The organism is Rhizobium mulingense (assembly GCF_029194105.1).
Taxonomy (GTDB): domain Bacteria; phylum Pseudomonadota; class Alphaproteobacteria; order Rhizobiales; family Rhizobiaceae; genus Rhizobium; species Rhizobium mulingense.
The window spans coordinates 41164-60983 of record NZ_JARFVE010000017.1 but is presented as its reverse complement, the minus strand read 5'-3'; the positions used below and the strand labels follow the sequence as shown (position 1 = coordinate 60983).

The following is a 19820-nucleotide window of genomic DNA, read 5'->3' as shown; positions in this document are numbered from 1 at the left end:
GTAGTGCTTTTCCCATCGACCAACCATTTCGTCACCCCGCTTTTCTTCGAGTCTCAGAGGTTGATGCCGCGAGCGCGGCTAGCAGCCCTTTGGCGCCGCTCCACTATGATCTGCTCGCTGCTCTGCAGGCGGACAGTCTGCTGCAGGACCTTCAGCCGCTCCTGCATCGCCGCGAAAGCTCCGCGCTGCGTCGGTGGCACTACGTTGGCGATAGCCTTATCGCCTCGGACGAGGGCATTGCGACCAAAGCGCTCGTCGAGCGCTCGGCTGACAGCGGCAAACTCCCGGCCAATGCCCGGATCGAGGGAAGCGGCGGAAACACTCAGCTTCCTGCTGTCCTTGCTCACCTCGACCGTCAGGTGCGCCAACGCCTCTTCCGCAGCTTTCGAAAGAGCTGGAATGGCAACCGCCATGCGCCGCCGTTCGTCCGTGATAGCCTGGCGTTCGGCATCGAGGGCATTGAGGTGGGCCGCACCGAGCGCGCGCAGGCGCGCTGCAGCTTCCGGCACGGCCGCCACAGCCTCTTTCCGCTCTCGGCCGGAGGCCAGCATCCGGTCCATCAGGCGATCCGAACCACGCAAGGCGCCATAGGCGGCGGGATTGTTGGTCACCGCGGCTCCAATGCGCTCGGCGGCAAAACCTTTCTGGAGAAGTTCCTCGATCTTGCCGACGACTTCAGCCGGATCGCGCCAGATTGTCGTTGCCGCGTTCGCCAGTGCCGCACGCTGCTGACGGTAGAGAGGCGACGCAAGAGCCCGAGATCGCGCCTCGTCGTCAACGGGGACCTTGAACTCGGTGACGGCGGCGAGCATAGGGGGAATGGGAACGTTCTCCTTCCCCACCCCCTTCTCCGTCTCTGTCCTCAGATCGACACTGGCGCCGGCAACGATCTTTGAGCGATCCCGACGTTCGGCAAGATGCTGCTCGTCGGCAAAGCGTCGCACGGCTTCGAACAAGCGGGTCAGCTTTCCGCGCCATTCATCCGTGAGGTCCTCCGGCATGCGCTCGACAATATTGCGTTCAGCGATCACATCCGCCTTCGCGCTAAATGCGCTCCAGCCAAAGCGGGCCGTCAAAGCTTCGCTCACCGCCTTGATCTCCTGCACCACCGATCGATCTTTGGCGGCGAGCGCAAAGGCCGTCTTATAAGCATCGTCCCCGCCCTGGCTGCGCACCGCCTCGATCTCGAGAAGACGTGCCATCGCGCGTTCGGAGAGCGCCGGGATCGACAATGACATATGCGCGCGGCGCGTCTGCTCGCGCAGTTCGAACCGTTCGGCGTTCCTGCGGAACTCGGTCGCATGGGCACGGGCCATCGGAAGCAGTTCCTTCACGGCCGCAACAGCGACATTGCGCTCTTCACGCGCCGCGCGTCCGTCGACGATCAGCTCGGAGCCACGCAGCCGGCCAAGCCGACCAGGGGCTGCGGCAAGGTCGTCGGCGAGCCTGCGGGGTGCGACTCCGATATCCGACGCCAGTGCATTCAGGGAGATGAGCGCTGCATCCGGATCCCGGTAGATCTTCTGCAGCAGTGGCCGCAGGATCACCTCCCGCTCTGTCCAGGCCGGCGACGCAAGCTGCGCCAACCGCGCATCCTCCTCGACGCTGCTGACAAAGGACGTGGCCGGCGGGATCAGATAGGGTGTTTCATCAGCGCTCGCGCCCGAGACGTAGTGGGATGCAGTTCGCGCGTCACTGGATGTCGCTTCGACCATCGTCTGGCTCCGCTCTTCATTGTAGGCGACCCGCCGTTCCCGCTCGATGGCAAAGCCGAGCGCCACGCTTGCCCTCTCCCAGAGCTTTTCCACCTGCTCCCTCTTCTCGGCAATCCACGCCCAGCGCCGGGTAAGGCTTTCCTCCATCTCGGCTGCGGCAAGCGAGAGATGATCGAGCCCGCGGCGCCGGGCGAAGTCGTTCGCGTGTGCGCGGTAACTGGCCTCGCTCTCAAAATCGAGCGTCGTCGTCTTGGCACCGGAGCGCGACAAGCGTTCGACGAGCGGATTGAAGAGTTCCGGCCGATGACTTTCCCGCTCGATGCGCTCCTGTCGTGCGCTAGCGGTCTCGACCTGACTGGCCGTCCAGACGTTGCGATCGACCTCCCTCTCCTCGTAACGCTTGTGACCTGTCTCCTCGTCGACAACGGTAATCTGGACCTTGACCCGCTCGACACCATCCTTTCTGAGCGTCACGGTGTCGCCTTCCTGGATGCCGGCCTCCTCGAGTGCCTTCGGCAGGCTCACGCCCCAAAGCCGATAGACGGTTCCGCCGTCGGCCCTGACGTCGGCATAAGGGCTGTCGTCGGCATCCTCGTCATCGGGCCGGAATTTGGCTTCGCCGGTTTCGACAAGCTCGCCGGTCACACCCGCGGCATGATCGACACGCGGCTTGCGTCCCCATTCAGGTTTTGCCGCAAAATCTTCTTTGGCCGCATAAAGATCGACGCGGTCGCGATGCCTCGTCATCGACACATAGGTCAGATGCTGGTCCATCATCCCGGTTGCCAGCACGAAGGTGCGATCGACGGTAGCACCCTGCGATTTGTGGATCGTTGCGGCATAGCCGTGATCGACATGGCGATAGCTGTCTTCGCTGAAGACGAGCTTGCGGCCGTTGTCGAGCAGAACCGAAAGCAGCGGATCTCCACGCTTGTCGCCGGTGGAAACAACGGTGCCGAGCATGCCGTTCTTCACATACTGTGGCCCGGAGTGCTTGGCGCGCGGCTCAAGGAAGCGGGCGTTCTCCAGGAAGATGATCCGATCGCCGGCGGCAAATTCCCGTACGCCCCGCTCGCTCCGGAAGCTGCGGCTTTCACTGAGCGCTCCCTCCTGCGTCATCACCGATCGCAGCGCCTCGTTCAACTTGCGAACATCGTCGTTGGTGTGGGCCAGCACCAGCAGTTCATCACCGCGAAGGCGGCCATCCCCGCCCTCAGACGTTGATCGCTCTATTGCCTCTCTGCGCGCAGCAGCCCAGTCGGAGACGATGCGATCGATCGTTTCCTCGCGTGACCCTGCCTCGACCAGATGGCCATGCCGGGCATAGGCGTCGAGGCCTTTCTCGACCTCGCCGCGGGCAAACAGCCGCGAGGCATTACGTGCCCAGGCCTCACGCTGGCGGCGCACGCCGGCAAGCTCTGCAAAGCCGATGCGTTCGGTAATTGCCCGGAAGGCAGCACCGGCCTGGATCGGCTGCAACTGCATCGCGTCGCCGACCAGCACGACCTTTACCTCAGCCTCCTCGGCAATCTTCAGCACACGGGCCATCTGCTGCGAGGCCACCATGCCGGCCTCGTCGATCACCAGCACATCACCGCGATGGAGCGTGTCGCGCCCATTGGCCCAGGCCAGTTCCCAGGAGGCAAGCGTCCGCGACTTGATGCCGGAACTGTCTTGCAGCCCTTCCGCGGCCTTGCCGGCAAGGGCTGCACCGATCACCCGGTGTCCCTCGCTCTCCCAGGCAAGACGTGCGGCAGCAAGCAGCGTCGATTTGCCGGCGCCGGCAAGGCCTACAATAGCGGCAATGTCACCGTCACCGGTGACATGACGGACAGCATCGACCTGCTCTGCATCGAGCCGAAACGGATTCTTAGGATCGCCGCTCTCGATGCTCTCCACGCGTTCAATCGCCACCGTCACAATCCGCTCGGAAACACCGAAGCCGCGGCGCTCCGACAAAACCCGCGCCGACTGCGCCATGTCGTATTCGATGCGCAGCATCTCCCGCGTCGTAAACATCGCGGGCTCCGACACCTTTCCTGTCTCTGCCTCGATCTCCTGCGGCTTCAGTATGACCAGCTGGTCCGACGCCATCAGCCTGGCGCGGATGTTGGCAAAATCGGTGGGATCGTCGACATAACGATGCAGCGCCCTGGCGATGTCGCGCTCGTCGAAGGTAGAGCGTTCATTGCCGAGCTGCTTCAGCAAAAGCTCCGGCTCTGAAAGCAGCCGATCGGCCATCTCCTGGCGCCGGGCGAGATCAGCCGGCGCGAAGTGGAGCTCCCTGCCCTTCCTCGCCAGCGCCGCCTTCTCCGGCCCGAGATGTTTTTGCGCGATGCCGTCGAGGCCCTGTTCGGCATAGGAGCGACCGTCGAGGCGGATGTCATGCCCAGCAAGGGCCAAGTGCCGGTTGGCCGTTTCCGCCCAGGCGATCTTCCACGCCTTCATCGTTTCCTTGTCGCCCGCCCAGACTTTGTAGACGATCTTGCCGTTCGGGCGGTCCGGCGTGACGACACGCAGCGGCTTGCCGTCCTCACCAAGCACTGGAACCTTCTTTGCCCCGAACCCCTCCTCCGTCAGCGGCCGGAGCGTCGTCATCAGGTGGATGTGCGGGTTGCCCTCCTTGTCGTGATAGACCCAGTCGGCGATCATTCCTTTCGAGATGAGATTGTCGCGGATGAATTCGCGCACCAGCGTGATATTCTCGGCCCGCGTCAGCTCCTCCGGCAGCGCGATGATCAGTTCGCGGGCGAGCTGTGCATCCGCCCGCGTCTCGAAAGCGTCGACCGCATTCCACAGCGCCTCGCTCGCCTTGGCGACGAGTTGCCCGGCAATCGCCTCCCTGAGCCAGGTGGGTATCTGCCCCGGCAGCGCCAGTTCCTCATGCATGAGCTCCGACGCCCCGCCCCTGTAGCTGAACGACGTGCCGGCCTGCTCGTCCATCATCCGGGCGCGATGGCGATAGGCGGCAGCCGAGACGATGCTGCGTCCCGATCCCCTGCTGATCACCTGCGCTCTGACGAACATGATCGCCACCGGTGTCTCCAGACTGGCCCAAGCACGTCGCGACAGCGACGTATATTGCGCCCTCGAACAGATCGGACCGAAGGGCCGATGCCGCTTTTCCGGAACACGGCCATCGGCCGGAATTCCGGCTGCGACGTTTTCGACTTGATGGAAAATAGCCCATTTAACTATTTTATTCTAGTTAGTATAATCTGTCCGCTGAGGTTATTTTCAGGAAGGATGAATCACCGATGGCCACAAAATCATCGATCACCGACATAGACACCCAGATCGAAAAGCTGCGCGAGCGCAGGCGCGCGATGATCGCCAAGTCCGCCGAGCGCTTTGCGCGGGCCGCGACGAAGTCGGGCCTGGCGGAAATGGAGATCACCGACGAGGAGGTCGATCGCCTCGTCGAGGAGATCGCGGCGCGATTTCGCAAAGGAGAGAAGAAGGGGACTGATGGCGCATCTGTTTCGCCGCGTCGACCAGCAGCTGGCGTCGCTGGAACGCCGGCGGAGGTTTCTCATGACGGCTGATCGTAGGCACAAGGCGCGCGAAAAGTTTTTGCTCGGCGGCCTCGTCGTCAAGGCGGGAATTTCAAAGGCCGACCGGGCGTTCCTACTAGGCGGCTTTCTCGAATTGGCAAGGATCGCCCCGGGTTCATCGGAGCATCGGCGCTTGCGCGATATCGGCGAGGAGGCGTTCAAGATCTCCAAGCTCGACGGCGGTTCGCTACGCATCGCGGAGGCGGCCGAATGACCCCGCTAAGGAAACCGCGCCCGAGCCTGTTACTCGTTCTGGCGCCGATCGCCGGCACTGCTTTTGGTGCCTATGTCGTCGGCTGGCGGTGGCAGGAACTCGCCGCTGTCATGTCAGGCAAGACGGAATATTGGTTCCTGCGCTTCGCACCCCTGCCGGCGCTTCTGTTCGGGCCGCTCGCGGGGCTGTTGACGGTATTGGCTCTGCCACTGCACCGGCGAAGGCCGGTGGCCATAGTGAGCCTCGTCAGCTTTCTGGCTGTGGCCGGTTTCTACGCACTGCGCGAATATGGCCGGCTCGCCCCATCCGTGGAGAGCGGCGCGGTCTCATGGAGCCGGGCACTTTCCTATCTGGATCTCGTGGCCGTCATCGGCGCGCTGATGGGCTTCATGGCCGTGGCGGTCGCCGCGCGCATCTCGACCGTCGTGTCCGAACCGGTGACGCGCGCCAGGCGCGGTATCTTCGGGGACGCGGGTTGGCTTTCGATGTCCGCGGCTGCAAAGCTCTTTCCACCCGATGGCGAGATCGTCGTCGGCGAGCGCTACCGGGTCGACCAGGAAATCGTCCATGAGCTGCCCTTCGATCCGAACGATCCGGCGACTTGGGGGCAAGGCGGCAAGGCCTCGTTGCTGACCTACAAACAGGACTTCGATTCCACCCACATGCTGTTTTTCGCAGGATCGGGCGGATACAAGACCACCAGCAACGTCGTCCCGACGGCGCTGCGCTATAGCGGGCCGTTGATCTGCCTCGATCCCTCCACCGAGGTCGCACCAATGGTGGCCGAACACCGAGCCGGCGCCCTCAAGCGCGAGGTCATGGTGCTCGATCCGACGAACCCGATCATGGGCTTCAACGTGCTCGACGGGATCGAAGCATCCAAGCAAAAGGAAGAGGACATCGTCGGCATTGCGCATATGCTGCTGTCGGAAAGCCTTCGCTTCGAAAGCTCGACGGGATCCTACTTCCAGAACCAGGCGCACAACCTCCTGACCGGTCTGCTCGCCCATGTGATGCTCTCGCCCGAATATGAGGGCCGGCGAAGCTTGCGCAGTCTCCGCCAGATCGTTTCCGAACCGGAGCCCTCGGTGCTCGCTATGCTGCGCGACATTCAGGAGCATTCCGGTTCGGCCTTCATCCGCGAAACGCTCGGCGTCTTCACCAACATGACCGAGCAGACGTTTTCGGGCGTCTATTCCACAGCATCGAAGGATACCCAGTGGCTGTCGCTCGACAGCTATGCCGCGCTCGTCTGCGGCAATGCCTTCAAATCGAGTGATATCGTTTCGGGCAAGAAGGACGTCTTCCTCAACATCTCCGCATCGATCCTGCGCTCCTATCCGGGCATCGCTCGTGTGATCATCGGCTCGCTCATCAACGCCATGGTGCAGGCCGACGGCGCCTTCCAGCGCCGGGCGCTGTTCATGCTCGATGAGGTCGATCTTCTTGGCTACATGCGCGTGCTCGAGGAGGCGCGCGACCGCGGCCGCAAGTACGGCATCTCGATGATGTTGATGTACCAATCGGTCGGGCAGTTGGAGCGGCATTTCGGGAAGGATGGCGCGACGTCATGGATCGATGGCTGCGCTTTCGCCTCTTACGCAGCGATCAAAGCGCTTGACACGGCGCGCAACGTCTCTGCGCAATGTGGCGAGATGACGGTGGAGGTGAAGGGCAGTTCCCGCAACATCGGCTGGGACACGAAGAACAATGCATCCAGGAGATCCGAGAACGTCAACTTCCAGCGCCGGCCGCTGATCATGCCGCACGAGATCACCCAGTCGATGAGGAAGGACGAGCAGATCATCATCGTCCAGGGGCATAGTCCGATCCGCTGCGGTCGGGCGATCTACTTCCGGCGAAAGGAGATGGATGAGGCAGCTAAGGTCAATCGTTTCGTCAAACCCGTGCTATGATCGTGGTTTTATGAGCGGCCCACCTCGTCCTCGCCGGCATAGGCGTCGACGGCGTTTTCGAGTTCGGCAAAAAGCTCGTCGGGCATCGTTTCGATAGTGCCGACGGTGCGTCGGCCTGCCTGCCTGATCAGTTGCTGATAATCTTCGATATTGAGGAGAACCAGCCGGGGTTTGTTCCGCTGGGTGATCGTCACCGGATGACGCAGCGCCTCGGCGATGATGTCGCTGGATTTACGTGGGAGGTCACTGGTTGAATACGTCCCGCTTGGCTTCGGCATATGGGCTTCCTTGTTGCTATCGCTGGGATTTACAGCATTTACAACATTACTGCGATTGTTGTGAAACTTCGCAGCCGTCCTTCCTCGGCCCACTTGAGGGCCATCGGCAACTGAGAGGCAACCTCGTCTGTCGCCTCTCAGTATGTGAGATGGTGCTGCTACCACCATGACCAAACGGCGCGCCCCGCATAGACCGGGATGCGAGTTGCCAACGTGATATCCTTGATGATCGGCGCCAGCGAGCCGAGTTCGTCCGCAATCAGCGCAACGAGCTCAGGATAGTTGATATCGACGCCAGTGTCGTCGGCAGCCCAAGCGCTCATCCAATCGCCGCCGTTGACGCGGAATTCACGCGTGTCGTAATCAATTCGAGTTCGTCCAGCAGATTGATAGTGAAGCGCCCGAAAATCTCGATCTCGCCCTCCAGCTGATATTCGGCGAATTCATCCTCCCCGATGAGAACACTTCGTTCCAATTCCATGATGACGCGGATCCGATCGATTGCCGCGTCGAGCCCCTCAACCAGGCGATCGTGAAGCTCTCGCGAAAAATCGCTGTCGCAGCCGAAGCGGTTTGCCAGGACCCCGAGCCGGAAGCCGGCAAGCTTGGTGTAGAGCATGAGGTTCTGATCGGTTGTCACAATGTGATCTCCTTCATCTTGATGACGGAGATCGGCCACTCTGTTGCAAAGAGGGGTCAAGGACCGCGGAACGCGGCTCGCAAGCGGGGGAACCGATTTTTCCAGAGCGCAGTGAAACGCAGCAGCGGAAAAATTGGGGGAGACGCGCCGTCCTTGACGCCGGATTTGCTGGAGTAAAATTGGACGTCAGAGAGAGAAGAGACCCGCGGACCCGAAGGGGACGCGACCGTTTCCGGCGTGAGCCGGCAGCAGGTGTCGAGGATAGAACCCCGCCCCGCGGCTGGGCAATTCGCTCACGTCATTCCGCGAGAGGGGGCGTGACCGGAGGCGCAGACGGTGTTCGGGCTCCGTGAGCGGAGCGAATAGCACCCGGCCGGCGATTGGCCGGCTCGCCCAAATCCATGATCTTCGGCTTCGACGATCATCACAAAAATGAATCGGTGTGGGCCGATCGATTCATAAGTGTCGTTAGACGCAAAAGCTGGAAGAGGCGACTCTCCGTCATGCTCACTCAACCCTATCAGCTCTACATCGAACGCACGGACGCGACGAAAAACATGGCGCGCTTCTACGCGCTCGCAATCGAACCGACGTTGTTCGGCACACCTTGCCTGACGCGGCGATGGGGACGCATCGGAACGATCGGACAAGCCATGGTGCATCACTTCGACAGAGAGGAGGATGCAGTCCGTATGTTCCTCGAACTTCTCCGATCAAAACGGGCGCGCGGCTATAGGCCGAACACAAATGCCGGACGGGAACCCATGGTCCGCGCTGTCCGCGGAAGTCTTCCTGGTCCTTGCCGGTGATTATCGGCGTGAAGCGCAGCTTCGGGTCGACGCGCCGGTCGATCCGGCGCGCCGGCCCAGGCGAGGAGGCAAACGCCGCCCTCAGAAGGGTGGCGCGGCGTCGATGGCGCCCTCCTGCTCGGCGATCGCTACCCTCAGTTCGGCCCGAGCGATCTCCAGCTCCGCTTCGATCTGGCGGCGCTCAGCCGGATCGGCGTTTCTGAGCTCGGCCCGCAGTTCCTCAACCTGAATTTCGAGTGCAATCGTCATCGTCGTCATCTCCTGAAATGTGAAAGATGACGCCCGGGGTCGTGAGGATCGGGCCGGGTCAAGGATCGCGTCAGCGACCGGCGGAGCCGGCGAGCGGAGGAACCGATTTTCTGACGGTGCCCTTCAGGGCGCCGGCTGAAAATTGGAGGGGCCGCGAAGTCCTTGAGGCGGCACGAGCCTCACGGCAGACTTCAAGTATCTGGGCAGACAGGGTCCTTGGTCTCGTGTGGCACGACAGGAGGATTGAAAGCGGGCTCGATGCCCGCTTTCAATCCCGCTATTGCGCGCAAAACTTGAGATACGACGAAGCCGGCCCCGATTGCTCGGGGCCGCTCGCTTTGTTCTTCAGTTCGGGCTGTTCCAGAGGATCACCTTCTTGCTCGGATCGCCGCCGGGTGCCGGTGCGAGATTGCCGAAGATCACACCGATCTCGGGGGCCTCAAGCTTCACTGAGAGGTATTCCTCGCCGGTCTGCCGCGCGATGCGGTTCCAGGCGGCGCCGATCTCGAAGCCCGTCTTGCGGTGAATGACGCGGTAGTCGGGCGCTTCTTCGCTTGCCTTGCTGGCATTTGGGACGATGGCGATCGGGGCGTTGACCCGGATCGTGGCGAAGACGCCTTCGAGGATGCCGTCGGTCTTCTGCGTGAGCGTTGCGATCGTGGTGGCCATGGTTGTTGTCTCCGGTTGCTCGGGACCATTCCCGATGGCGCACGAAGAGACGGCCGACCTGCTGCGGTCAGCTCGCCTGAAAATTTTGCAAAATTCTATTTTCCACCAGGACAAGCGAACCGAAATCGAATTTTGCAAAAATTTCGGGCGAGTCTTACCCCTTCAGGGGTTGGCCGCAAAAGCAGGCGGTCGTCTATACGAGCGACATAAAACGGGAATGGTTCGGGGCAATCGAAGGCTGCGACAAACCATCATGGCCCCCCGGTCCAAGCACTGGGGGATATTGGCCGCGCACTCCACGGACGCTTCGCCCGCATGTCGATCAACATAATCCCTCGCCCGCTCCCGGCTGCGGCAGGCTGTGAGCACCTCGATAGCATTTCTGCTGATCGGCGAGGTCGCCGCGGCACCGCATTGCCGTCTGCAGACCGTGCTCCAATCCCGGGTGAAGCTGTTCACGCGGGTGTCGAATGAGTGATCTTCCCCAAACGTGCCCGCTCCCAAGCACCTGAGCCGCCGATGGGTCGCCAGGTACATCGCCATTGGCAAACACGCAACCGGAACGATCTGAGCCGGCTTCATCCGCGGAGCCAAGCTCGGTGAGATCACAAGGCAACAGGATCGGAGCAAGTCACAAACGGAATGCCATAAAGCGCGACATTTTGATCGTCCGAAACCAAATACGCTCCCTCCGCCACGGCTTGCGCCATGAGCAGATGATCGAAAGGATCGCGGTGATGAAGTGGAAGAGCAGCGAGAGCGATAAGATGCGCGTCCGAGATATCCAGCCGGTCGAAACCTTGATCCGGCAAAATCGCAACAATCTCTTCGATATCGGCATCAAGTTTGCCGATGCGCAGCTTCACAGTGATTTCCCAAAGCGAGACAGCACTGACGAGGACATCATTCTCGGGATCGCCGATGGCGACGCGCATGGTTCCCTAGCTTCTCGTCGTCGTTCAGCCACCACAGCAAGGCATGTGTATCGAGCAGCAGCCTCACGTCCCGTCTTCCATGGACTTCAAAACATCCGCCGGCAGACCATCGAAGTCATCGGCAACTTTGATCTTTCCGCGCAGCGCGCCTGGTTTCCGCATGACGACGCCGGCTGACGGCGGGCCGATTTCGGCGACAACCTTGTGATGCGACGTCAGGACGAACCGCTGGCCGTCTTCGACCTGCTTGAGGAAAGACGTCAGGTTGCCGCGAAATTCCCGCACGCCGACACGGCGGGGAGATGGTATCTGCTGCCGAGATTGGGTCATGGCGAAGCTCCGTTTCAACGGCAAATGTGTACACAATTTTTACGAAATACAAGCATCTCCTTCAGCCGTATGGACAGATGGCGCTTACGCGCCATCTCCCGCCGCTTGCCAAACGGAGATGCCAAGTCGGCGGGCCTTGTCGGCCAGATTGCCGGCAATGCCGGAGCCGGGGAAGATGACGACGCCAGCCGGCATGACCGAGAGCATGTCGTCATTGCGGCGGGAAGCCAGGGGAAGAAACCTGAGCGACCCGCTGAAGGCCCGCCCGCCGCATGGTAAGGGTCGCCTCTCGGCAGGCCCGCGGGCGGGCGCCTACCCGTGCGGCGACCGGCAGAGACCGGCCATCCTGTAGGCCCTCACGCCCTCACCTTCCCCGTCCGGCTCGATCATGCGGGCAGAAAGGCCAGAGCGTTTCCCAGAACGAGCTGCGCCCTGAGATTAGCGATGAGCCGTTCCGGGCTGAGCCGGCGCAGATCCTCGTTGAAGTCGCCGAGCTCCGGGGCAAGCACTAGCGGCAGGATCCCCAGCGCCTGGGCGCGGCAGCTCAATCCCTCGATACGTGCCGGCCGGCCGCATCGGCGTCAGCTGCGATGTAGAGACGCCGGCAGCCAGCGGGCAGTCGGAAGGCGGCAAGGTGATTGGCGGTTCAGCGCCGGCCGGCTCGAAGGGCTGGGTAGCACGCGATTAGAACTCACTTTATGCTGGCGCAGTCTCTACATTTTGACGGGCTGACGTCTAATCAACGCACCGTTGACTTCTAATTATCATGATCGTTAATTTTAATTTTTGGAGGCTGGAATGCACGTATCTTCTTTCCTGCCTATGGCGTTGAAATCGGCCCCAGCGGCCGTAACATTTACATACTAACTATTTTGCGCTAGTAAAGTCCGCGAAGCTCGTGCTACGCCTTCCTTTTACGGTTCGATCAGCCTTTGGTCAGGCAAGGGAGGAACGACGTGCGACAGTTTTTGATCGGCAACCAGGCGTTCGACGACAGTTCTCCAGAGTTTCTGCCGCAGCTCGAACGCGCTTACCAACAGAAGCTCAGGCCACTTTGCCAGTGCCGGCAACCGCCGGTGCCGATGTACATTGCCCGGATGGATGGCCAATTCCTGATCAAACGCATGCCGCTCTCAGGCCGGCAGCATGATCCCGGCTGCTCGTCTTACGACCCGCCGTATGAGCTATCCGGCCTCGGGCCGTTGATCGGCAACGCCATCCAAATCGACGCGGCGACCGGTGCGGCAACGCTGAAACTCGATTTTTCGCTGTCGAAACGAGGGGGCCGATCGACGTCGACATCGCCTTCGGAGCCGTCGGAGATTGTGCGAAGCGAGCCCAAGAAGCTCTCGCTCAGGGCGATGCTCCACTATCTCTGGGACATGGGGGAGCTGACGGAATGGACCTCGCTATGGGCCGGGAAACGCGGCTGGGGGCGCGTGCGCAGCAGTCTGGTGAACGCGGCAAAGCAGATGATCGTCCGCGGCGGCCCTCTCAGCGATATCTTGTTTGTCCCGGAAGTCTTTCATCAGGACGACAAAGAGGGGATTTCAGCGCGGCGTGCGGCTATGTTGGCCGGCGCCCAGTTAACCGGTCCCGGTCCGCGGAAACTGATGATGACCGTCGGAGAGGTAAAGGAATTTTCCTCAGCGCGCGATGGCCAGAAGATGCTGGTGCGCCACCTGCCTTTCCCCTTCATGCTCGATGAGGGGGCGTGGAAACGGTTGAATGCCCGATATGAAACCGAACTGGAACTGTGGCGATCCAACGAGGGGTTTCATCTCATCGTCATCGCCACGTTCGGCATTTCGGGAGCGGGGATAGCTTCGGTCGAGGAAGTGGCGCTGATGGTGGTCAACGAGAACTGGATCCCGTTCGAAACCATCCATGAACAGCGTCTCCTGGAGCGGCTCTCAAGCCTGAAGCGAAGGAGCGTGAAAGGACTCCGGTTCGATCTTTCGCGCGACCAGCCGATTGCCTCCGTGACCTTACCGGAGGCAAAGCCAGCGCCGATCGCCATGTTCATCGTTCCGACGAAGGCCGACGAAGACTATGACGTTGCACTGAATGAGATGATCGCCGCGAGAGCCGAGATGACGCCGTGGATCTGGCGTGTGGCCGACGGCGAAATGCCGCGACTGCCATGATCCACACCAGCCTCCTTGGTCAGCGACGTAGACGCCCTAAAAGGAAACCAACGCCCGGGCGATCTCGACTGCGTGAAGCTATATCCCGGTCAAATCGGCCCAGAGGCGGCCCTTTTGCATTGCACGATCACATCGAAAGCGGAGCGCTTGCCGTTGGCGGTAACCCACGCTTGAAGTTGGCGGGTCGAGCTCGTTCGCCGCGCGCTCCTATGGCACCCAGAAATCGGAGATGGAAGGGGAAGATATTTCAGTTATTGCAGTTATGAGCGACTTGCCCTATATACATGGTCAGAGGTGTTCGCCATGACCAGCCATGTTCTTCAATTTACCAAATTGTCGGATCGCGACCGCAAGGCCGTCGCGCCTATGCCAAATCTGGCGGAGGGCGACCAACTGGAACTACGGATTCGCCGTCAAAGTGGACAACTTCAAACCCTTTCTCTCCCAGCCTCGGCTCTCGCGCCTGTCGAAGCACTCCTCGATCATCTGTTGCGCGGCAAGCGTGTTGCCGTGCTCACGGAAGATCAGGAATTGAGCCCGACCGACGCCTCCACCATCCTCGGCATCTCACGTCCTCTCGTGGTGCTGCGCATGGATCGCGGCGATCTGCCCTTCCGCTATGTCGGCAAGCACCGCCGAGCCAAATTGAAGGATGTTCTCGCGCTCAAGGCCAAGCTCGATGCTCGCCAGAAAAGCCTCGACGCGCTGGCCGAGGACACAGAGGATCTCATCGTCAATCATGGCCTCTAAGCCGCCTGTCGCGGTCTATGATGCCTGCGTCCTCTACCCTTTCCATTTGCGCAATGTCTTGGTCCAATGTGGCTTCGACGGTCTCGTCGACGCACGCTGGACCGACGACATCCACGCCGAGTGGATTCGCAATCTGGCCATCGGCTCCCCCGAGATACCCATCTCACGTCTGGAAGCGACCCGTGATCGGATGAAAGAGGTTTTGCCCGATGCAGATGTCGGTAACCACCAATTTCTCATCCCCGACCTCTCGCTACCGGATCCGGATGATCGTCATGTTTTAGCTGCAGCCATCGCCGGAAAGGCTTCTGTGATTGTCACGTGGAATCTCAAAGATTTCCAGCCGCGGACCTTCGGCCTCATGGGGTGGCCTGCGTATCGCCAGACAATTTCCTCGTGGGCCTCCATTCCATCTTTTCGAGCGCATTGATCGACAGCATCAGGCGCGCCCGGTTGAATTTACGCAAGACGGTGCCGGCGGTTGACGAATTCATTGATGCACTGGACCATCAGGGGCTCCGCGCGTTTTCAGTGGTCCTGCGTGAGAAGGCCGCACAATTGGACTGACGGTCGAGACAGACAGAATCGTTAGAGGCCCGGACGCAACCCGTTAAGCTCGATCCGACGAAGAGCGGCCGAGGTCAGTCGCGGCGTCTCGATAGTAGATCTCGCTCACCCGAAACCGGCCGTCGATCCGCTTGCATTGGATGATGATGTCGACCGCGATCGTCAACATCTCGCGGATGTCGTGCCGTTCGAGGTCCGCACCTCCCTCCGACTCCTTGACCAGCAAAGTCAGCTGCTCAAAGGCGAGGCGGGCCGAGTCGGCATGGACCGTGGTGATGGAGCCAGGATGGCCGGAGTTGACATTGCGGATGTAGTAGAAGGCCGTGCCGTCCCGCAGCTCCTGAAGTAGGATGCGGTCGGGCCGCATGCGCAAGCAGGATTCCAGCAGATCCTTCGCATCGACTTTAGACAATCCCTGGCCGCCTTTGGAATAGAACAGTCGAACGTGGTTGGGCTGCGGGACCACCAGTTCCGGAGTGTCTTCGATCGAAATAATCCGCTCGCTTTGCGGAATGTGGCGGATCAGCGCTTTCGATAGAGTTGTTTTTCCCGACCCGGTGGCGCCGGAGATGATGATGTTCTTTCTTGCAAACACCGCCTCCCGGAGAAACGCCTTGTAGGCACCGATGCGATAGTATTCCAACAGCCTATGGTCTGATCGTCGCCCGTCGTCTTGGGCCGGCACAACATCGGCGAACAATCCCCCATGATCGAGATCCTCCAGGGTCAACGACACGGAGGATGGCTTACGGATGGTGATGCTGACGGTTCCCTTCGTCGTTGCCGGCGGGATGACGATCTGAATTCGCTCATCGTCCGGCAAGGTCGCCGACAGGATCGGTCGCGTCTCGTCGATCGACTGATTGGAGAAGCTCGCGACGGAGCGGGCGAGACGCATCAGCCGGTCGAAAGAAAGTTCGGGCATCTCATAGGTCTGCCATCCGTCCCTACCCTCTGTGACGACCTGTCCCGGCCGGTTGACGATGACCTCATAGAGCGTCTTGTCGCGTAGGAAGCGTGATAGTGGCGAAAGCAGTTCGCGCACGACGCCGGCGTCGGCAGCTTCAGTCATGCAGAACCTATTTTGTCACGAGCTTCGAGGAGGGGCTGAAATCCCCAAGCACGGCGCGGTCATAGACGCGATTGCGGGGCTCCGTCACGCGAAGCCGATAGACGCTGGAGAAATCGAGATCGCGCGCCACGAAGATCGAAACGAGCTCGCCCTGATGTTTCATCAGGGTCGGGGGAATGTTGATCGACTGCTCGACGGCGATCGCCGCGGCCTGCTGACCGGCACTGGTGGTGTTTTGCGCTTCGACGTCGCTGTCCTGCAGCCGGCTGCTGGCATAGGAACTGGCATCACCGACGATCGACAGGAGCATTGCGCTGCCAAAACGCTCCCACCAATGGGTGTCCACATAGCCGTCGATGCCCGCCCGGCCAAGCGCATCGGTTGCCGGCGATGCCAGCGTGATGATCACGCCTTTCGGCGTCTTCGCCCGGTTCCAGAGAACGAACACGCGCTTTTGCCCGCGGCGAATGCCGCCGCGATATTCGCCGACGACCTGCGTACCTTTTTCCATCAGCACAACGCGGCCGTTATCTGAAAGAACGTCCCGGTTGATGACGCAGCTCGTGAACCCCGGCTGATCGGAGGAGAGCGCGGTCTCGAGAACGCAAGGAATGGATGTCCCCATTGCGACGATGAAATCGCGATTGCCCAACGTCCCTGCACGCGATCCCTGCAATTGCGTCGGCGTCAGCAAGCGGTTGAAGCGCTGATCTTCGTTTTCGCCCTGCGAGGCGAAGCCACCGGGATTGGCGCCGAGCGGCACGTAGTTCGAAGCCTGATCCGTCGCCGCATCCTGATCCTGCCGCCGCGTCGCCGGCGATTTCTCGCCGCCATAGGCGATGACCGGCGCACGCCGGGCAGCGTCGAGCAGCTTATCGTCGTCCGTGGGCGCTTGTTCTGTGACAGCGGGCGTCGGCAGTTGGACCTGCGGAAGAGGCGCTACAGGCTGGACCGGTTCCTTGGCCGGTTCGAAATCCGATGTCTGCCGGATGACCACCCGCTCCGGCTGGGCACCGTCTGACGGTTTGTCCTGGCCTCGCATCGACCAGAGAGCGAAGGCGACAAAGACGACGATCGCCAAGGCGATAGCGCCGCGTTTGAGGATCGGGTTATTGTCGAGCCGGCCACCGGCCGACGTCTCGGCGCGCTCGCCCGGAATCTGGGTAATCTCTTCCTCGGCCATGTCACCTCCTATTGCGCCGCGCCGGGCGGCACTTTGACGACGCGCTCGACCGATGGTGACGTCGTGTTGGTCTCGGGATTGGTGCCGACGCGATCGTAGGCTTCGTTGAAGACGCAAAGCCCGTCGCCGCCACGGCGCAGTATGAACTTGCGGCTGATCGCGTGAACGAGGACGAGATTGCCGTCGACTGACTTCGGAACCAGGCTTTCGCTGCCGTCGGAATTTTCCATATAGATCGCCGGCATTTCCTGGTTGCCGGCAAAGGTGAAGGTGGTGACCTTGCCGTTGTCATAGACCGTTTGCGGTTCGAGCGCCTGGGTCCCTTGCGCCGAATAACGCCAGTTGCGCGGTCCATAAGCTTCGTGAAGGGCAAGCACGCGATCGGCCTCGCCGGCCTGTGCCGCCTGCGCGCGCGCAGCTGCTTCCTGGCGGCGCCGCTCCGCCTCATCAGCGGGATAGCGGTATTTCACATAGAAATAGGTGTTCTGCCCGGCTTCGACGCTGCCGTCGCGAACGGTGAGTTCCATCTGATAGCTGCGGGTCGAGCCGTCCCGTCGTGTCGTCACGACCGAGATATTCGTCACCGGCTGATTTTCCCTGGGCTTCAGGAACAGGATGTTGCCGGCCGGCGCCACTTCCCAAGCAACGCTGTTGCCAAGCGCCACATGAGCGACTTCCTCGTCGGCGGCGAATTCGATTTGCACCGAAGACCGCAGTGTGCCGACGACTTTGGTGATGTTATAGGGCTGGTAGACGACGAAACGGATGCGGCTGTCCTGCGCGGCGCCGCGCGGCGTCTCGAGGGCGAGCGCTGCAGACGAAAACCCGGTGGCCAGGATGAGCGGAAGGAGAAAGTGCGGTCTCAATTGATGGCCTCCGGATCGGCGCGATATTCGCTGACGACGAAGCCGAGCGGATTGGTCAACCGGTCGGTCGAGGACATCGGAGCGTTGGCATAGGAGAAGGTCAGGGTCGTAACCCAGTGCGTGGTGCGCACCTCGTCACCGCGGCTCACGGTCCTCATATAGCGGACGGATGCCACATTGGCGTTGATCAGCGAGATGGAAACAATGTTGATCCGCGACGTGGCGCTGCGGCCATAAATGTTCTGCGGGGAATCGGGATTGCTGCCGCGGTAGACTGCGGCAAATCGAGTCTGTTCCGGCTGCGTCGACAGCAAGGCGACGGTGCGGAAATTCTCCTCGCCCTCGCTCCAGACGTAGCCCTCGCGGGCGCGGACATATTTGGCCGCGAAATATTTGGTGACGGCCTCGTCGTAGGTGCCGGCGGTGGATGTCAGCGCCGAGACCACATCGACGATACCGGTGGAATTATCGACCCGCACGACGAAGGGCTCGACGGTTTTCAAAGGAGTGAGGCCGGCAACGGCAAAGACGGAAACGGCAGCAACCGTGCCGGCGCAAGCAGCGACGAACCAGGCGATGCGGGCGGAACGCTCGACCTGGATCATCCGGTCCTGATCGAACCGGCGGGCTTTGTCGAAGTAACTTTTGAGGTTATTCGTGGTCACCATGTCATTCGCCCTCGCATGGACGGTAGGAGCCCGCGACATCGAAATGCGCGAAAGCGGCCGGTGTGGCTGAAGATGGTTCCGGCACATAGGCGGCCGCGTGACTGGTCGGCTCCGCGGGAACAGCCCCGGTCGTCGGCTGCTGCCTACCTCCGCCATCCTCCCACTGCCACATGGCGCGGTTCAGCGGCCGGCGGGAATAACCGTCACATTTGGGCAGCGGGTGGGAAATCGAACCGCAGCCTACGAGACCAGCGGTCAGCAAAAGCGATAAAACGATACGGAGCATCCAAAAAAACCTGTTCGATTATCTGAAGCGTTGGGGGCGTCATTCGGTCCGGCCTGGCGTCAGGCGGCGGCCGACGGAACGCGCGCCGCGGCCGACCGCTCTGACTGTGTGGGATGTCGCCCAGGAGAGCGTGCTTTCGTGCGCATCGCGGGCAGCGCCGTAGCCATAGGTGAGCGACGCCCCGCCCGCCGCAAGAGCTGAAGCAATGCCGGGCAGTTGGTAGAAGACATAAAGAGCGGCAAGGCAGATGGCGCAGAGCGCGATCGGCCGCATCAGGACGTCGCTATAGCCTTCGATCGCCGCAAACGTCGTGTCGATGCAAGTGATCAGCAGCGAACCGATGGCAACGACCAGAACCTGAAGGATGACGAAATTGACGAGCTGGCCGATCCAGGATTCGGTGAACCGGCGGGTCGACTGGAACATCGCAAGCGCGACGAAGATCGGTCCGATGGCCAGAACGATGGCGAGCGCCAGCCGGGCATAGAGCGAAACGATATAGCCGATCGCGGCCACGATGAAGCTCGCACCGATGACCATCATGCCGCCGATGCCGGTGACGATATCGACCGGCCAGGAGGCGCGCGACCAGATCTCATAGGCGCATTTCTGGCCCTTATCGAGCAGGCTGTCGAAGGTCGATGCGCTCGGCGCCGTGCCGGAGTTCAGCGCCTGCGAGATTTCGCGCGGCAGCGCATCGAAAAAGATATTGGTGACGTAGGTCTGATAGTCGCCGGCATTCCTCACCAGCATGACGATGATGGCGAGCTTCATTGCGCGGAAGGCGAATTCGAGTATCGGTTCCTGCACGGAGCCGCGCAGAACGAGATAGCCGTAGAGCACGACATAGAGCGTGAGTGCCGCCGTCAGCGGGCCGCTGACCCAGCTGGCAATATTTGACGTGCCGGAGGAAATGAAGTTCTCGAGCGGTGCCTTGAACTGCCCATCGACGAAGCTGAAGACCTGATACAT

20 protein-coding genes and 3 pseudogenes are annotated in these 19820 nt (G+C 61.3%); 8 read left to right on the top strand and 15 right to left on the bottom strand.

The annotated features are described in order from the left end of the window. Positions 1-53 precede the first annotated feature (53 nt). The gene (gene traA, locus PYR71_RS28135; RefSeq protein WP_077991369.1) at positions 54-4751 is read right to left on the bottom strand and encodes a Ti-type conjugative transfer relaxase TraA; all 4698 of its coding nucleotides are present in this window, start codon (positions 4749-4751) and stop codon (positions 54-56) included. A gap of 221 nt (positions 4752-4972) precedes the next feature. Here traA and PYR71_RS28130 point away from each other — a divergent pair, with 221 nt between their 5' ends. Genes PYR71_RS28130 through traG form a run of 3 tightly spaced genes read left to right on the top strand, consistent with a single transcriptional unit; the run spans position 4973 to position 7399 of the window. Beyond that, the gene (locus tag PYR71_RS28130; RefSeq protein WP_077991368.1) at positions 4973-5260 is read left to right on the top strand and encodes a TraC family protein; all 288 of its coding nucleotides are present in this window, start codon (positions 4973-4975) and stop codon (positions 5258-5260) included. Beyond that, positions 5250-5483, top strand: a complete 234-nt coding sequence (locus tag PYR71_RS28125; RefSeq protein ID WP_077991367.1) for a conjugal transfer protein TraD — start codon at positions 5250-5252, stop codon at positions 5481-5483. Before PYR71_RS28130 ends, PYR71_RS28125 begins: the two co-directional genes overlap by 11 nt. Continuing rightward, on the top strand, positions 5480-7399 hold the full coding sequence (gene traG / locus PYR71_RS28120; RefSeq protein WP_077991366.1) for a Ti-type conjugative transfer system protein TraG: 1920 nt from the start codon (positions 5480-5482) through the stop codon (positions 7397-7399). The genes PYR71_RS28125 and traG overlap by 4 nt, the downstream gene beginning before the upstream one ends. A gap of 8 nt (positions 7400-7407) precedes the next feature. Here the strand turns inward: traG and PYR71_RS28115 are convergent, their stop codons facing one another. Next, positions 7408-7677, bottom strand: coding sequence for a type II toxin-antitoxin system prevent-host-death family antitoxin (locus tag PYR71_RS28115; protein ID WP_097545114.1), 270 nt, complete (start codon positions 7675-7677; stop codon positions 7408-7410). 158 nt (positions 7678-7835) lie between these two features. Further along, positions 7836-8317: pseudogene (locus tag PYR71_RS28110) on the bottom strand (hypothetical protein). A 503-nt stretch (positions 8318-8820) separates the two neighbouring features. Here PYR71_RS28110 and PYR71_RS28105 point away from each other — a divergent pair. Continuing rightward, on the top strand, positions 8821-9126 hold the full coding sequence (locus PYR71_RS28105; RefSeq protein WP_012489498.1) for a WGR domain-containing protein: 306 nt from the start codon (positions 8821-8823) through the stop codon (positions 9124-9126). An 81-nt stretch (positions 9127-9207) separates the two neighbouring features. Here PYR71_RS28105 and PYR71_RS28100 read toward each other — a convergent pair whose 3' ends face one another. The 6 genes and pseudogenes from PYR71_RS28100 to PYR71_RS28075 all read right to left on the bottom strand — a co-directional run. Further along, positions 9208-9375 (bottom strand): hypothetical protein, encoded by a 168-nt coding sequence (locus PYR71_RS28100; RefSeq protein ID WP_004676096.1) that lies wholly within the window; start codon positions 9373-9375, stop codon positions 9208-9210. 345 nt (positions 9376-9720) lie between these two features. Next, positions 9721-10044, bottom strand: coding sequence for a DUF736 domain-containing protein (locus PYR71_RS28095; protein WP_004676095.1), 324 nt, complete (start codon positions 10042-10044; stop codon positions 9721-9723). A 605-nt stretch (positions 10045-10649) separates the two neighbouring features. Then, positions 10650-11046 (bottom strand): annotated as a pseudogene (locus tag PYR71_RS28090) (type II toxin-antitoxin system VapC family toxin). Then, positions 11043-11309: a type II toxin-antitoxin system Phd/YefM family antitoxin gene (locus tag PYR71_RS28085; RefSeq protein WP_004676093.1), complete on the bottom strand. Its 267-nt coding sequence runs from the start codon at positions 11307-11309 to the stop codon at positions 11043-11045. Before PYR71_RS28085 ends, PYR71_RS28090 begins: the two are co-directional and overlap by 4 nt. Before the next feature lie 84 nt (positions 11310-11393). Then, positions 11394-11516, bottom strand: a complete 123-nt coding sequence (locus PYR71_RS28080) for a hypothetical protein (RefSeq protein ID WP_258719717.1) — start codon at positions 11514-11516, stop codon at positions 11394-11396. Between the two features lie 179 nt (positions 11517-11695). Beyond that, a pseudogene (locus PYR71_RS28075) lies at positions 11696-11955 on the bottom strand (toprim domain-containing protein); the annotation flags it as partial. 310 nt (positions 11956-12265) lie between these two features. Here PYR71_RS28075 and PYR71_RS28070 point away from each other — a divergent pair. From PYR71_RS28070 to PYR71_RS31135, 4 genes are all read left to right on the top strand, one after another. Beyond that, positions 12266-13456 carry a DUF1173 domain-containing protein gene (locus PYR71_RS28070; RefSeq protein WP_077991364.1) on the top strand — a complete coding sequence of 397 codons (1191 nt, stop codon included), beginning with the start codon at positions 12266-12268 and terminating at the stop codon, positions 13454-13456. Positions 13457-13759: 303 nt separating this feature from the next. After that, positions 13760-14206: a MerR family transcriptional regulator gene (locus PYR71_RS28065; RefSeq protein ID WP_077991362.1), complete on the top strand. Its 447-nt coding sequence runs from the start codon at positions 13760-13762 to the stop codon at positions 14204-14206. Then, positions 14196-14636 carry a PIN domain-containing protein gene (locus PYR71_RS28060; protein ID WP_245304432.1) on the top strand — a complete coding sequence of 147 codons (441 nt, stop codon included), beginning with the start codon at positions 14196-14198 and terminating at the stop codon, positions 14634-14636. The genes PYR71_RS28065 and PYR71_RS28060 overlap by 11 nt, the downstream gene beginning before the upstream one ends. After that, the gene (locus PYR71_RS31135) at positions 14528-14773 is read left to right on the top strand and encodes a VapC50 family PIN domain-containing toxin (RefSeq protein ID WP_483434109.1); all 246 of its coding nucleotides are present in this window, start codon (positions 14528-14530) and stop codon (positions 14771-14773) included. Before PYR71_RS28060 ends, PYR71_RS31135 begins: the two co-directional genes overlap by 109 nt. 43 nt (positions 14774-14816) lie before the next feature. On the opposite strand, the gene virB11 is transcribed toward PYR71_RS31135, so the two are convergent. Genes virB11 through PYR71_RS28030 form a run of 6 tightly spaced genes read right to left on the bottom strand, consistent with a single transcriptional unit; the run spans position 14817 to position 19820 of the window. Continuing rightward, positions 14817-15845 (bottom strand): P-type DNA transfer ATPase VirB11, encoded by a 1029-nt coding sequence (gene virB11 / locus PYR71_RS28055; protein ID WP_077991360.1) that lies wholly within the window; start codon positions 15843-15845, stop codon positions 14817-14819. A gap of 7 nt (positions 15846-15852) precedes the next feature. Continuing rightward, positions 15853-17028 (bottom strand): type IV secretion system protein VirB10, encoded by a 1176-nt coding sequence (virB10, locus tag PYR71_RS28050; protein WP_077991358.1) that lies wholly within the window; start codon positions 17026-17028, stop codon positions 15853-15855. 8 nt (positions 17029-17036) lie between these two features. Then, complete coding sequence (gene virB9 / locus PYR71_RS28045) at positions 17037-17894, bottom strand: P-type conjugative transfer protein VirB9 (protein ID WP_077991357.1); 858 nt, start codon at positions 17892-17894, stop codon at positions 17037-17039. Further along, on the bottom strand, positions 17891-18562 hold the full coding sequence (locus PYR71_RS28040) for a VirB8 family type IV secretion system protein (RefSeq protein ID WP_077991356.1): 672 nt from the start codon (positions 18560-18562) through the stop codon (positions 17891-17893). Before PYR71_RS28040 ends, virB9 begins: the two co-directional genes overlap by 4 nt. Position 18563: 1 nt before the next feature. Beyond that, complete coding sequence (locus PYR71_RS28035) at positions 18564-18848, bottom strand: hypothetical protein (protein ID WP_077991355.1); 285 nt, start codon at positions 18846-18848, stop codon at positions 18564-18566. Positions 18849-18887: 39 nt separating this feature from the next. After that, positions 18888-19820 (bottom strand): TrbL/VirB6 family protein, encoded by a 933-nt coding sequence (locus PYR71_RS28030; protein ID WP_077991353.1) that lies wholly within the window; start codon positions 19818-19820, stop codon positions 18888-18890.